Source organism: Ruegeria sp. (genome assembly GCF_040830605.1).
Taxonomy (GTDB): domain Bacteria; phylum Pseudomonadota; class Alphaproteobacteria; order Rhodobacterales; family Rhodobacteraceae; genus Ruegeria.
In genome coordinates, this window is record NZ_JBFOMD010000008.1 from 374,541 (window position 1) to 387,371 (window position 12,831).

The window sequence follows — 12,831 nt, forward strand, 5'->3', positions numbered from 1 at the left end:
GGCGGGACTGTCAGACCGGAGCCGCCCATGCGTTTTGCCCATCGTCATCTTCTTGGCATCGAGCAGCTTTCCCCCCATGACATCACCGCCATTCTGGATCTGGCCGAGACATACGTGGAGCTGAACCGGCAATCGGCCAAACATGCCGACGTGCTGGCCGGGCTGACCCAGATCAACATGTTCTTCGAAAACTCGACCCGCACGCAGGCCAGTTTCGAGCTGGCAGGCAAGCGGCTGGGCGCAGATGTGATGAACATGGCGATGCAGGCCAGCTCGATCAAAAAGGGCGAGACGCTGATCGACACCGCGATGACGCTGAACGCCATGCATCCGGACTTGCTGGTGGTGCGGCATCCGCATTCCGGCGCGGTCGATCTGCTGGCGCAGAAGGTGAATTGCGCGGTGCTGAACGCGGGCGACGGGCGGCACGAGCACCCGACGCAGGCGCTGCTGGACGCGCTGACCATCCGCCGCGCCAAGGGCCGCCTGCACCGGCTGAACATCGCGATCTGCGGCGACATCGCCCATTCCCGCGTGGCGCGGTCGAACCTGATCCTACTGGGCAAGATGGAAAACCGCATCCGCCTGATCGGCCCGCCGACGCTGGTTCCCGGCCAGTTCGCCGAATTCGGGGCCGAAGTCTATGACGACATGCGCGAGGGGCTGCTGGACGTGGACGTAGTGATGATGCTGCGGCTTCAGAAAGAGCGGATGGATGGCGGGTTCATCCCCTCGGAACGCGAATATTACCACCGCTACGGGCTGGACGGCGAAAAGCTGAAGCTGGCGAAACCGGATGCCATCGTGATGCATCCGGGGCCGATGAACCGGGGGGTTGAGATCGACGGCACGCTGGCCGACGACATCAACCGCTCGGTCATTCAGGAACAGGTCGAGATGGGCGTGGCCGTGCGCATGGCCGCGATGGAACTGCTGGCCCATAACCTGCGCGAGGCCGCATGAGCAAGCTGACCGTCGCCAGGAACGAACGCGGCGTGCTGCGGCTGTTCACGCTCGACATGCGCCCCGAAGAGGCGAAGTTCCTGCGTGAGCCGGGGGCTGCGGCGCAGATTCTGGGCGTGGATGCCTTGGACGAGGACCAGATCGAGGTGTTCCCGGTCTCGGATCTGGAAGAGCTAGGCCTACACGACTACCTGACCGAAGGTTGCGGCATCTCCGAGGATCAGCTCGACCGCGATGCGCTCGACGCCATCGACGGCTGGGTGATGGTCCTGCGCAGCAAGGCGTTTGCGGACCGGGCGCTGGAGCTGACCCCCGATCCCCGCGTGACACTTGCCGGTTTCTTCACCGAAGAGGGCACGAACTGGACCGCCCGGCCCATGATGACCGAAAGCGCCAAACCCTTCTCTGCCCCCCACGCCTCGCCTCGGCAAGCCCGGGCCGAGGCGCGGCGGATCGGCTTTACCCTGTTTGCCGTAGTCATGGCCCTGATCGTCGGAGGCATCCTGTGGCTGGCCTTGTGACCCGTTTCCCCGCCGACCGCCAAACCTATATCCGCAGCTACGCCTGGCTGGCCGCCGGGGGTATGGCCGCAGCCATGGCGGTGCTGTGGCTGGTCGGCAACCCGCATGTCTGGACCGGCGCGCCCGCCGGGCTGGCCGCCGTCGCCCTGCGCGGCTGGTATCTGGCCTCGGAAGATCTGGCGGTGGTCTGGGAGATCACGGATGACGCGCTGACCACCACAAACCGCCGCGTGCCGCTGAACCAGATCGAAACGGTGAACACCATGGGCAGCTTCGTCCAGATCGTCACCCGAAGCGGCGACAAGCATCTGATCAAGTACCAGGCCGACCCCGCCGCCACCAAAGCCGCCATCGAAAGGGCGATGGGATGACGGTTGCCGAGGCGGATTGGTGGCGCGCGCAAATTCCTGATGGGGAAAACGTGCTTTGGGCCTCCCACCCGGATCAGGGCTTTTTTTCACCTCGATACGGGTGGGCCTACAAAGCTGTTATTCTTGGCCTTGTAATCATGTGGACGATCAGCCCGTGGATACTCGATACCGTCAGAGACTTTTGGAAACTCGCCTGCGTAACTCTGCTTATGGCCTTCACAATGTGGGCAGATCGGTGCGTCCGGGCGCAAAGGGTTTATGTCGTTACTTCAAAAAACGCTTGGCAGTTTAACAAGCATCTCAAGTCAAAGCCCCTGAAAATTGACAGGTTTCTGAACTTCCGAACCAGACGCCGAGCGATCGTATTCGACCGGCATCCCTTCTTCTCGTTTGAAAACTTGCCCGATCCCCATGCCGCTTTGAAGGCACTGAACCAAGCCCGAGAGGCCTCGACATGACACCTGTACTCTTCTCCAATGCCCGCCTGATCGACCCCGAAGCCGGGACGGACGCCGTCGGCTGGCTAAACGTGTCGGACGGGCGCATCGTGGCCCGGGGCGACGGCGCGCAGGGGCCGGACGCACCGGATGCCGAGCGTATCGACTGCCACGGCAAGTGCCTGGCTCCCGGCATCGTCGATATCGGCGTCAAGGTTTGCGAGCCGGGTGAGAGGCACAAGGAAAGCTACAAGTCCGCCGGGCTGGCCGCCGCTGCCGGGGGTGTGACCACCATCGTCACCCGGCCCGATACCGCACCCGTCATCGACACGCCCGAGACGCTGGAATTCGTCACCCGCCGCGCGCAGGCGGATACGCCGGTCAACGTGCTGCCCATGGCCGCGCTGACCAAGGGGCGCGAGGGGCGCGAGATGACCGAGATCGGGTTTTTGCTCGACGCCGGTGCCGTGGCCTTCACCGATTGCGACCACGTGGTGACCAATACAAAGGTGTTCTCACGCGCGCTGACCTATGCACGCTCCTGCGGGGCGCTGGTCATCGCCCATCCGCAAGAGCCGGGGCTGAGCAACGGCGCCGCCGCGACCAGCGGCAAGTTCGCCGCCTTGCGCGGCCTGGCCTCGGTCTCTCCCATGGCCGAGCGGATGGGGCTGGACCGCGACATCGCCCTGCTGGAAATGACCGGCGCCAAATACCATGCCGACCAGATCACCACCGCCCGCGCCCTGCCTGCGCTGGAGCGGGCCAAGCGCAACGGGCTGGATATCACCGCGGGCACCTCGATCCATCACCTGACGCTGAACGAACTGGACGTGGCCGACTATCGCACCTTCTTCAAGGTTAAGCCGCCCCTGCGCTCTGAAGACGACCGGCAGGCGGTGATCGAGGCGGTGCGAACGGGCCTGATCGACACCATCAGCTCGATGCACACGCCGCAGGACGAGGAAAGCAAGCGGCTGCCATTTGAAGAGGCAGCCTCGGGCGCCGTCGCGCTGGAAACGCTGCTGCCCGCCGCCCTGCGCCTCTATCATGCTGAACAGTTGGACCTGCCGACCCTGTTCCGCGCCATGGCGCTGAACCCGGCCAAACGGCTGGGGCTGGAGAGTGGTCGCCTGACTGAAAGCGCGCCAGCCGATCTGGTGCTGTTCGACCCGGATGTGCCCTTTGTGCTCGACCGGTTCACCCTGAAATCGAAATCCCAGAACACCCCGTTTGACGGCCAGCGCATGCAAGGTAGGGTGCTGGCAACTTACGTGGGCGGAACGCCCGTCTATCGGAGAGACTGATGCCGCCCATCGACTCAACAACGCTGCAACTGATCCTCTGGGCCGTCATCGGCTACGGGCTGGGCTCGGTCCCTTTCGGCATGGTGCTGGCCAAAGTCATGCGGCTGGGCAATCTGCGCGAAATCGGATCGGGCAATATCGGCGCCACCAACGTGCTGCGCACCGGCAACAAGACCGCCGCCGCGCTGACGGTGCTGTTCGATGGCGGCAAAGGCGCGGTAGCCGTGTTGCTGGCGCGGCTACTCGCCGGAGAAGACGCGGCGCAACTGGCAGCCCTGACCGCCTTTATCGGCCATTGCTTTCCGGTCTGGCTGAGCTTCAAGGGCGGCAAGGGCGTTGCGACCTTTCTGGGCCTCTGGCTGGCGCTGGCCTGGCCTGTGGGCGTGGCCTGCTGCCTGACCTGGCTTGCCGCCGCGGTGATCTCACGCATGTCCTCGGCGGGGGCATTGGCCGCCGCCGCCTCGTCAACCATCTGGGCGCTGTTTCTGGGGCACAGCTCGGCCTTCCTGCTGGGCGTGATCCTGACGTTGTTGGTCTATTGGCGGCACAGCGCGAACATCGCCCGCATCAAGGCTGGGACCGAGCCCAAGATCGGACAGTCTTGACGGTTCCGACCGCGTTTTCGGAAGCTTTCTTTGCCCTGCCTGCGGGCACGTTCACGGGCCGCTTCGGCGGGCGCTCCTACGTGGTCAGCCGGACCGTATCGGCCAATGGTCGGGCGCATAAACTGGTCGCGAATGAACGCGGCGGGCCGGATTACATCAGCCTCAACCTCTACCGTCTGTCGGACGGTCAACTCTTGTTGCGGCCCTGTGAAATGCCCGCCGACAAGGTGATCCGTTTCACCACCGGGCTGACCCCCGACACCCAATAACGCGGGCGCCAACTGTGTATCACCGCACAGGAATTTTTCGCCCATGCACATACACAATAGGTTGTTTTGAACGTTACCGGGGCCGGTGCCACCTGCTGTGACGTGGCGGTTTATTTCGGCCGCACGCATCAAACACGACAGCCAATCGGACGCAATTACGGCACCCCGGCTGGCATACACAAGAAAGGTGAACCCATGAACAAGGTAAAATCTCTGCTGGGTGGCGTGGCACTCTCGGTTGCGCTGGCAACCTCGGCTCTGGCGGCCGGTGTCGAGATCAACGCAAGCTCGACCGGTCTGGCGCTGCAAGGCTATGACCCGGTGGCCTATTTCACCGAAGGTGAGCCCACCAAGGGCAACTGGAAGATCACGACGCTCCACAACGATGCGATGTACCGCTTTGCATCGGAAGAGAACAAGGCCGCGTTCGAGGCTAATCCTGAGGCCTACTTGCCCGAATATGGCGGCTACTGCGCCTTTGGAGCGGCCATGGGCTTTAAGTTCGACGGTGATCCCAACATCTGGAAGATCGTCGACAACAAGCTTTACCTGAACATTTCGCCCGACATCCAGCAGCGCTGGGAAGGCGACATCCCCGGCTTGATCGAAAAGGCCAGCGCCAACTGGGAAGACATCGCCGACAAAGACCCGGCCTCGCTTCAGCAGTAAGCCAGACCATCCCAAAGCGAACAGCGGCGGCGGACCCTTCTGCCGCCGTTTTCCGTTCCTGGCGCACGGAGTGCCCGTTCACATTTCGGGGATCAGCCAAAACATGCCGACCGAACGGGAAAAAACACGCCGGTTTGCGCTGTCCGTCCCCTGCCCCGGTGATCCACATGTACGCCTGCGCCGTATACTCTCACATTGATAGCACCGGATCCCATTTGGGGCTCCGGTGACCTCGGATACGAAAGGATAGGAAATGCTAAGACAGATTGCCCTAGCTTCGGCCATTGCCGCGATTCCTGCCGGTTCTGCCCTGGCGCAATCCAGCGGCGACTGGTCCGGGTTTTATGCCGGGGGTCAGATTGGATATGCCGACGTCGACACCAATGTCGCCGGTGTCGAGGGCGACGGCCTGATCGGCGGTCTGGTCGTGGGCTATGACCACGACTTTGGCGATTGGGTGCTTGGCGCGGGTGTTGACTACGACTTCGCGGATATCGAAGTGGGCACCGCCGCCACGCTGGAAAACGTGCTGCGGGTCAAGGCGCGCGGCGGCTACAAGATCGGCGACGGGCTGCTTTACGGCACGGTCGGGTTTGCGGATGCGGACACCGACACGCTGGGCAGCGATGACGGCTATTTCATCGGCGCAGGCTATGAAATGCTGGTCGGAGGCGGCCTCAGCGTCGGGGGCGAGATCCTGTATCATGAGTTCGACGACTTCAACAGTTCCGGCGTCGATGTCGAGGCCACGACCTTCCAGATCCGCGCCACCTACCGGTTCTGACGCGCTGATCCGGTCCTGAAACCCCATCCGCCGACCCGGCGGATGGGTCATGGATCAATAACTGTAATCGGCATAGATCCGGGTCAGGTCGCTGCCCCAATCGCCATTGTAGCGGTCCAGCAATTCATCCGCGGGCACCTTGCCGCTATCCAGACTGTCCTTGAGCGCATTTAGGAAGTGCGTCTCGTCCGGCACCAGCCCGCCGGCGCCCGGATAGGCGCGGGCCTTGAGGCCAGCCTCGGCGATGGCGATCACCTCTCGGGCCAGATCGTGCATGCTAATGTCTCCGACCTGCGCCTGCAGGGCGCCCTCGCTGGCGGCAACGCGCAGGGCATCGCGGGTGTCCGCGTCCCAGCCCTTGACCAGATCCCAGGCGGCATCCAGCGCGCCCTGATCGTACATCAGTCCAACCCAGAAGGCGGGCAACGCACACAGGCGCCGCCAGGGGCCGCCATCGGCGCCGCGCATCTCGATGAACTTCTTGATCCGCGCCTCGGGGAAGGCGGTGGTCAGGTGATCGGCCCAGTCGCTGAGCATCGGCGTTTCGCCCGGCAGGGCAGGCAGCTCACCCTTGAGGAAATCGCGGAAGCTCTGGCCCAGCGCATCGATATATTGCCCGTCGCGATAGACGAAATACATCGGCACATCGAGCGCGTAGTCCACCCAGCGCTCGAACCCGAACCCATCCTCGAACACGAAGGGCAACATGCCGGTGCGAGCTGCATCCAGATCGCGCCAGACCCGGCTGCGCCAGGATTTGTGACCGTTGGGCTTGCCTTCCAGAAACGGGGAATTGGCAAAAAGCGCCGTTGCCACCGGTTGCAGCGCCAGCGCCACGCGCAGTTTCTGCACCATGTCCGCCTCGGACGCGAAATCCAGATTGACCTGCACGGTGCAGGTCCGCCGCATCATGGTGCGGCCCATGGTGCCCACCTTCTGCATGTAGGCATCCATGAGCTTGTACCGCCCCTTGGGCATCAGCGGCATCTCGTCATGGGTCCAGATCGGCGCCGCACCCAGACCGATGAAACCCACGCCGATCTTGTCGGCAATGTCCTTCACGTCCTTCAGATGCGCGTTCACCTCGTCGCAGGTCTCGTGAATGGTCTCCAGCGGCGCGCCGCTCAGCTCCAGCTGCCCGCCCGGTTCCAGCGACACATTGGCCCCGTCCTTTTGCAGACCGATCAGCTTGCCGCCCTCTTCCAGCGGCTCCCAGCCATGCAGGTCGCGCAGCCCTTCGAGCACGGCGAGAATCGAGCGCTTGCCCTCGTAGGGCAGCGGTTTCAGGGTGTCTTTGCAATAGCCGAACTTCTCGTGCTCGGTTCCGATCCGCCAGTCCTGCTTGGGCTTGCAGCCTGCGGCCAGATACTCGGCCAGTTGTTCGTGGCGCTCAATCGGTCCGCCGCCGGACTGGGGAATGGACATGAGCCGTGCTCCGATCCTGAAGTGTCTGTTCGTGAGGGTCAGTCGTGGTCGCAAACGCGCGTGGTGTCAATGCAGCCGCAATCCCGGAGGCCGCATGGGATGACGTTCCCAGATCACGACCGGGTGAGCGGAACCGCCATTGAGTTCGGCCAGCATCTGCTCGGTCTTCAGCCCTGGAAGGCTCGAGAACACATCGAACAGCGCCTCGGCGCCTTCGGCGTTCACCGGAATGTGAAGCGTCGCCTGCCCGGGCTGTTCAAGCACCCAATGCGCGGGCCGCGAGGTGGGGTCGAGCGCCAGCCGCTCCAACTCCTGCGCGGCGACCATGCCGCCGGTCAGGGGACCCATATAGGTGATCTGGCCCTCGTCCACGGTGACAAGTCCCGGCCCGCCCGCACCGGTGCGAAAGCGCGCCCGCTGCACCCCGATCACCGCCAGCGCCACCCCAGCGAGAACCAGTACCCAGCCGATCCAACCCAGCAGCCCGCCGGGGCCGCCGATCCAGCTGAACCCCAGCAGCCCCACGCCAATCCCGACCAGCACTTCGCGCCAGCGCCAGATGGCGGTCTTGGCCTCGGGGCGGATGAAGCTCATGCGGTGGCCTCCGTCTGCAAGTCGAAGAGGATCAGGGCGAGCGAACCCGCCCGCTCGAACCCGATAGCCTGATAGGCGCGGACGGCGGGCGCATTGGCGGCGAACAGAATGGCACGGGTGACCCCGGTCTGCCGCGCCTCGTCCAGATGCAACGCAACCGCCCGGCGGGCGTAGCCATGTCCACGCAGGTCTGGCGGCGTATAGACCCCGCCGATCTGCACCACATCCGGCAGGCGGGCGTTGAAGCCGGTCATGCAGACCGGTTGCCCCTCGGCCAGCAGCACCCGATGGGAGCCGCGCTCGATATACGCGGCGATATCCTGCTCGGCCAGTTGGCGCGCCTCGTCCGGGTGGGCGCCCAGCACCTCTGCGTGATACGCGGTGCGCCATGCCACCGGTATCGACCGATCCACATCGGCCAGCGGCACCAGTTCGGTACCGGATCCCTCGGGGATAACAAGACGCGCGAGGTCGAGCGCAAAGGCGGGCTCATCCTTGTTCAGCTTGGCGGCGCGATGCTCCCAACCGGCCAGCGCCATCAGCCGCCGTGCCTGTGCCGCCTCACCGATGATCCCGGTCACCTCACGATCCGCGATCAGGGCAGTGGCGGCGCGCAGATCGGCCTCGCCGCAATCAGGGCATTGCAGCAGCACCACGCCCTGCCGGGAAATGCCGAAGACACCATGAGGGTCCTCACCCAGCACCCAGATCGTCATCGCATGCGGCGCATCGCCGGTCAGGCCGTGGTTTTGCAGATTGGCCAGCAGGAACATCGAGCTTTGCAGATGCGCGCGCAGGAACCGCTCGATCCCCGGCAGGTCAGCGTCTTGCGCCCGGCGCCAGCTCATCCCCAATCCCCCAGCGCCTGCTGCCACAGCGTCAGCGCCGCCACCGCTGCCGTATCCGCCCGCAGGATGCGGGGACCGAGGCTGACCACGTGGGAATAGGGCTGCGCCGTCAGACGCGCACGCTCGCGGTCCGAGAACCCGCCCTCGGGCCCGATCAGAATCGCCCAAGGCCCGCCCTTTTCGTGTTCGGCCAGACGCAGGGCCGAGCCGACCTCGGCCTCGTTGCAGAACATCAGCTGCCGTCCCTCGGGCCAGTCAGCCAGCACGCGGTCGAGTTTCTGCATCGCGCAGACCTCGGGCACGAAGGTACCGCCGCATTGCTCGGCCGCCTCGATGGCATGGGCCTGCAACCGGTCCTGCCGGATGCGTTCGGAATTGGTGAACTCGGTCTGCACCGGAATGATCCGCGCGGCCCCCATCTCGGCGGCCTTTTCGACAATGAAATCGGTGCGCGCCTTCTTGATCGGAGCGAAGAACAGCCACAGATCGGGCGGCATCTGCAAAGACCGCGTCTGTTCGACGCAGACAAGCGTGCCGCCGCGCTTGCCCGCCTCGGCCACCTCGGCCAGCCACTCTCCGTCGCGCCCGTTGAACAGGGCCACCGGCGCGCCAGCAGACAGCCGCATCACGCCGAAAAGGTAATGCGCATGCTCACGCGTCAAAGCTACCGATTGCCCCGGGCCCAGAGGGTGCTCTACATACAGCCTGATCTTTGCACTCATAAGGGCCTACATATGCAAGGCGATGCCCCAACACCAGATGGTCAGGTCGCGGATGCGGTAGCGGACAACTGGGTCGACACCTACGCCCCGGCATTTGCCCGGCCCTATCTTCGGCTCAGCCGCGCCGACCGGCCCATCGGCACGTGGCTCTTGCTGATTCCCTGCTGGTGGGGGCTGCTGCTGGCCATGCTCGACGGCGGCGACCCGCGCTGGGGCGATCTGTGGATCGCGGTGGGCTGCGCCATCGGCGCCTTCGTGATGCGCGGCGCGGGCTGCACCTGGAACGACATCACCGACCGCGAGTTCGACGGCCAGGTCGAGCGGACACGCTCGCGCCCGCTCCCTTCGGGCCAGGTGACGGTGAAACAGGCGGTGGTATGGATGGTGATCCAGTCGCTGCTGGGGCTGGCGATCCTGCTGACCTTCAACCGCGCCGCCATCGCCATGGGCGTGCTGTCGCTGCTGCCGGTCACGATCTATCCCTTTGCCAAGCGGTTCACATGGTGGCCGCAGGCGTTTCTGGGGCTGGCCTTCAACTGGGGCGCACTGCTGGCTTGGACCGCGCATAGCGGCTCGCTGGGCTGGCCCGCGGTGCTGCTTTACGGCGCGGGCATCGCCTGGACGCTGTTCTATGACACGATCTATGCGCATCAGGATACCGAGGATGACGCGCTGATCGGGGTGAAATCCACCGCCCGCCTGTTCGGCACCGACACCGCGCGCTGGATGAAGTACTTTCTGGTCGCCACCGTCACCCTGATGGGGCTGGCGGTGATCGAGGCGGCGCTGCCGGACGCCTCGATTCTGGCACTGGTGCTGGTCATCGCCGCGCCCTGGGCGATGGGCTGGCACATGGCCTGGCAGTTGCGCGGCCTCGACATCGAAGACAACGCCAAGCTGCTGCAGCTGTTCTGGGCCAATCGCGACACCGGCCTTATTCCGCTGATCTTCCTTGGCGCCGCCCTGCTGGTGTGATTGCACCCCGGGGCGGGGGCCTGTAAGACTTCGCCCGAAAGACCGGACAAGACATAAGCTGCCCATGCGCCCATCCTTTTCCATCGTGGTCGTCCTGACCTTTGTTCTGGCCGCGGGTCTGTGCCTGATCGGCGCAAGCTACGCGGTCACCGCGGTCGAGAGGAACTCGGAAATCGTGGTGCGGCGGGCCCTTGATACCAAGGGGCATGACTGGGCCGAGGTTCAGTCGGACGGGCTGCGGGTCGTGATCACCGGCACCGCCCCGGACGAGGCGACCCGGTTCAACGCGCTGACCGTCGCGGGGGATGAGGTCGACCCGTCGCGCGTCATCGACGGGATGGATGTGGCGCCCACGGCGGATCTGGCACCCCCACGCTTTTCCGCCGAGATCCTGCGCAATGACAGCGGCATCTCGATCATCGGGCTGATCCCGGCCAGCGAGGATCGCGAGGCGTTGGCGGAAGCGCTGCAGAAACTCGACCAGCAGGCGCTGGTGACCGATCTGCTTGAAACCGCCGACTATCCCAAACCCGCCGGATGGGACGACGCGTTGGCCTTTGCGGTGCTGGCGCTGTCGAAACTGCCGCGCGCCAAGGTCTCGGCCAGTGCCGGGCTGGTCAAGATCACCGCGATCTCGGACAGCCCCGAGGAAAAGGCCCGGCTGGAACAGGAACTGACCCGCGCCGCGCCGCCCAGCCTGCGGATCGGGCTGTCGATCGCGGCCCCGCGCCCGGTCATCACGCCGTTCACCCTGCGGTTCCTGATCGGCGAAGAGGGCGCCCGGTTCGACGCCTGCTCGGCTCAGGATGACACCGCCCGCAACCGCATCGCGGCCGCCGCCCATCGCGCCGGGCTGGAAGGCCGGGCCAACTGCACCATCGGGCTGGGCGTGCCGTCACCCAATTGGGCGCAGGCGGCCGAACTCAGCATCAGCGCGCTGGCGGAGCTGGGCCAGGGCTCGGTCACCATCGCCGATGCCGACATCACCCTCATCGCCCAGCAGGGCACCGATCAGGCCGATTTCGACCGGGTTGTCGGAGAGCTTGAGACCAGCCTGCCCAAGGTCTTCGCCCTGCACGCCGTCCTGCCCGAGCCCGAGGTCAGGGACGCGGCGGGCCCGCCGGAATTCACCGCCACGCTCAGCCCCGAGGGGCTGGTGCAACTGAGGGGCCGGGTCGGCGACGAAACCCTCCGCGACATGTCCGACAGCTATGCCCGCGCCGCCTTTGGCTCGACCGCCGTGCACACCGCAACGCGCGTGGTGCCGGACCTGCCCGCCGACTGGCCGGTGCGAGTGCTGGCCGGGCTCGAAGCACTGTCGCGGCTGAACAACGGCGCGCTGACCGTCACGCCCGACAATGTCGTGCTCAGCGGCATGAGCCATGACGCGGATGCCAGCGCCGAGATCGCCGGGCTGCTCTCGGAAAAGCTAGGCGAGGCGCAGGATTTCGACCTGTCGATCACCTATCAGGAGCCGCCCGAACCCGAAGACGCCCTGCCCGACCCGGAGTTCTGCGAAGAGCAGATCGCCGAGATGCAGCAGGCCAACAAGATCGCGTTCGAGCCGGGCTCGGCCACGGTGGCCTCGGGTTCGCTGGACACGCTCAACAGCATTGCCGATCTGCTGCGCGAATGCGGCCCGATCAGGATGGAGATCCAGGGCCACACCGACAGCCAGGGCCGCGAAGAGATGAACCAGCAGCTCAGCCAGGCACGGGCTCAGTCCATCCTGAACGAGCTGCGGTCGCGGGGGGTGCTGACTTCGACCTATGCTGCCGTCGGCTATGGCGAAAGCCAGCCCATCGCGGATAACGACACCGAAGCGGGGCGCGAGGAAAACCGCCGCATCGAGTTCCGCCTGATCCGCCCGGAACCGATTGAAGAGGTGGAAACCGGGCTGGAAGCCATCGAAAGCCCCGGCCCCGAGGCGGCGGAAACGGCCCCTGCGGATGAGACAGACGGCGCCCCGGCAGAGGGCGCAGAGGACCAGTGACATGAACAGAACCGAATTCATCATCGCCACCGCCATCATCCTGTTCGTGGCCTTTTGCATGGGCTGGTTCGCCAACTGGCTGATCCACCGCCTGTCCCGCGTCCGACAGAGCGACGTGGCCGATCTGGACCGGATGAGCCAGGAGTTGCACGAAGCCGAGGAAACCCGCGATCAGGCGATCACCTACCTGCAGCAGCGCGAGGCCGAACTGACCAACCAGCTCACCCAGACCGAGGCCGAGCTTTCCGCCGCCATGGAGGGTCTCCGCGACGCACGGCAGGAGGCGGAAGAACTGCGGGGGCAGTTGGCGCGGGGAGAGTGAGGCTTATTCGGCCCTTCCGGCACAATCAG

At 65.1% G+C, this 12,831-nt stretch carries 16 protein-coding genes; 12 read left to right on the plus strand and 4 right to left on the minus strand.

The window, feature by feature from the left end; all coding sequences use genetic code 11:
• The first annotated feature begins 27 nt into the window (after positions 1 to 27).
• From AB3N21_RS13310 to AB3N21_RS13350, 9 genes are all read left to right on the plus strand, one after another.
• Positions 28 to 963 (plus strand): aspartate carbamoyltransferase catalytic subunit, encoded by a 936-nt coding sequence (locus tag AB3N21_RS13310; protein ID WP_367935671.1) that lies wholly within the window; start codon positions 28 to 30, stop codon positions 961 to 963.
• Entirely contained in the window at positions 960 to 1,484 is a 525-nt protein-coding gene (locus AB3N21_RS13315; protein ID WP_367935672.1) for a hypothetical protein, read from the plus strand. The genes AB3N21_RS13310 and AB3N21_RS13315 overlap by 4 nt, the downstream gene beginning before the upstream one ends.
• Entirely contained in the window at positions 1,469 to 1,855 is a 387-nt protein-coding gene (locus tag AB3N21_RS13320) for a hypothetical protein (protein WP_367935673.1), read from the plus strand. Before AB3N21_RS13315 ends, AB3N21_RS13320 begins: the two co-directional genes overlap by 16 nt.
• Complete coding sequence (locus AB3N21_RS13325) at positions 1,852 to 2,313, plus strand: hypothetical protein (protein ID WP_367935674.1); 462 nt, start codon at positions 1,852 to 1,854, stop codon at positions 2,311 to 2,313. The genes AB3N21_RS13320 and AB3N21_RS13325 overlap by 4 nt, the downstream gene beginning before the upstream one ends.
• Positions 2,310 to 3,596: a dihydroorotase gene (gene pyrC, locus AB3N21_RS13330; protein ID WP_367935675.1), complete on the plus strand. Its 1,287-nt coding sequence runs from the start codon at positions 2,310 to 2,312 to the stop codon at positions 3,594 to 3,596. The genes AB3N21_RS13325 and pyrC overlap by 4 nt, the downstream gene beginning before the upstream one ends.
• Positions 3,596 to 4,201 carry a glycerol-3-phosphate 1-O-acyltransferase PlsY gene (gene plsY, locus AB3N21_RS13335; RefSeq protein WP_367935676.1) on the plus strand — a complete coding sequence of 202 codons (606 nt, stop codon included), beginning with the start codon at positions 3,596 to 3,598 and terminating at the stop codon, positions 4,199 to 4,201. The genes pyrC and plsY overlap by 1 nt, the downstream gene beginning before the upstream one ends.
• The gene (locus tag AB3N21_RS13340) at positions 4,198 to 4,470 is read left to right on the plus strand and encodes a hypothetical protein (RefSeq protein WP_367935677.1); all 273 of its coding nucleotides are present in this window, start codon (positions 4,198 to 4,200) and stop codon (positions 4,468 to 4,470) included. The genes plsY and AB3N21_RS13340 overlap by 4 nt, the downstream gene beginning before the upstream one ends.
• A gap of 195 nt (positions 4,471 to 4,665) precedes the next feature.
• Positions 4,666 to 5,139, plus strand: a complete 474-nt coding sequence (locus tag AB3N21_RS13345) for a YHS domain-containing (seleno)protein (RefSeq protein ID WP_367935678.1) — start codon at positions 4,666 to 4,668, stop codon at positions 5,137 to 5,139.
• 253 nt (positions 5,140 to 5,392) lie between these two features.
• A complete protein-coding gene (locus tag AB3N21_RS13350) occupies positions 5,393 to 5,923 on the plus strand; it encodes an outer membrane protein (protein WP_367935679.1) in 531 nt (176 codons plus the stop codon).
• A gap of 54 nt (positions 5,924 to 5,977) precedes the next feature.
• Here AB3N21_RS13350 and AB3N21_RS13355 read toward each other — a convergent pair whose 3' ends face one another.
• The 4 genes from AB3N21_RS13355 to AB3N21_RS13370 all read right to left on the minus strand — a co-directional run bounded on the left by AB3N21_RS13355 (position 5,978) and on the right by AB3N21_RS13370 (position 9,512).
• Positions 5,978 to 7,348 (minus strand): glutamate--cysteine ligase, encoded by a 1,371-nt coding sequence (locus tag AB3N21_RS13355; protein WP_367935680.1) that lies wholly within the window; start codon positions 7,346 to 7,348, stop codon positions 5,978 to 5,980.
• Between the two features lie 66 nt (positions 7,349 to 7,414).
• Positions 7,415 to 7,942 carry a DUF202 domain-containing protein gene (locus tag AB3N21_RS13360; RefSeq protein WP_171175678.1) on the minus strand — a complete coding sequence of 176 codons (528 nt, stop codon included), beginning with the start codon at positions 7,940 to 7,942 and terminating at the stop codon, positions 7,415 to 7,417.
• Complete coding sequence (locus AB3N21_RS13365; protein ID WP_367935681.1) at positions 7,939 to 8,790, minus strand: GNAT family N-acetyltransferase; 852 nt, start codon at positions 8,788 to 8,790, stop codon at positions 7,939 to 7,941. The genes AB3N21_RS13360 and AB3N21_RS13365 overlap by 4 nt, the downstream gene beginning before the upstream one ends.
• Complete coding sequence (locus AB3N21_RS13370) at positions 8,787 to 9,512, minus strand: 16S rRNA (uracil(1498)-N(3))-methyltransferase (protein ID WP_367935682.1); 726 nt, start codon at positions 9,510 to 9,512, stop codon at positions 8,787 to 8,789. Before AB3N21_RS13370 ends, AB3N21_RS13365 begins: the two co-directional genes overlap by 4 nt.
• A gap of 12 nt (positions 9,513 to 9,524) precedes the next feature.
• Between AB3N21_RS13370 and ubiA the strand changes: the two genes are divergently transcribed.
• The 3 genes from ubiA to AB3N21_RS13385 all read left to right on the plus strand — a co-directional run bounded on the left by ubiA (position 9,525) and on the right by AB3N21_RS13385 (position 12,802).
• On the plus strand, positions 9,525 to 10,487 hold the full coding sequence (gene ubiA / locus AB3N21_RS13375) for a 4-hydroxybenzoate octaprenyltransferase (RefSeq protein WP_367935683.1): 963 nt from the start codon (positions 9,525 to 9,527) through the stop codon (positions 10,485 to 10,487).
• Between the two features lie 64 nt (positions 10,488 to 10,551).
• Positions 10,552 to 12,480 (plus strand): OmpA family protein, encoded by a 1,929-nt coding sequence (locus AB3N21_RS13380; RefSeq protein ID WP_367935684.1) that lies wholly within the window; start codon positions 10,552 to 10,554, stop codon positions 12,478 to 12,480.
• A gap of 1 nt (position 12,481) precedes the next feature.
• Positions 12,482 to 12,802 (plus strand): hypothetical protein, encoded by a 321-nt coding sequence (locus AB3N21_RS13385; protein WP_171175669.1) that lies wholly within the window; start codon positions 12,482 to 12,484, stop codon positions 12,800 to 12,802.
• The last annotated feature ends 29 nt before the right edge of the window (positions 12,803 to 12,831 follow it).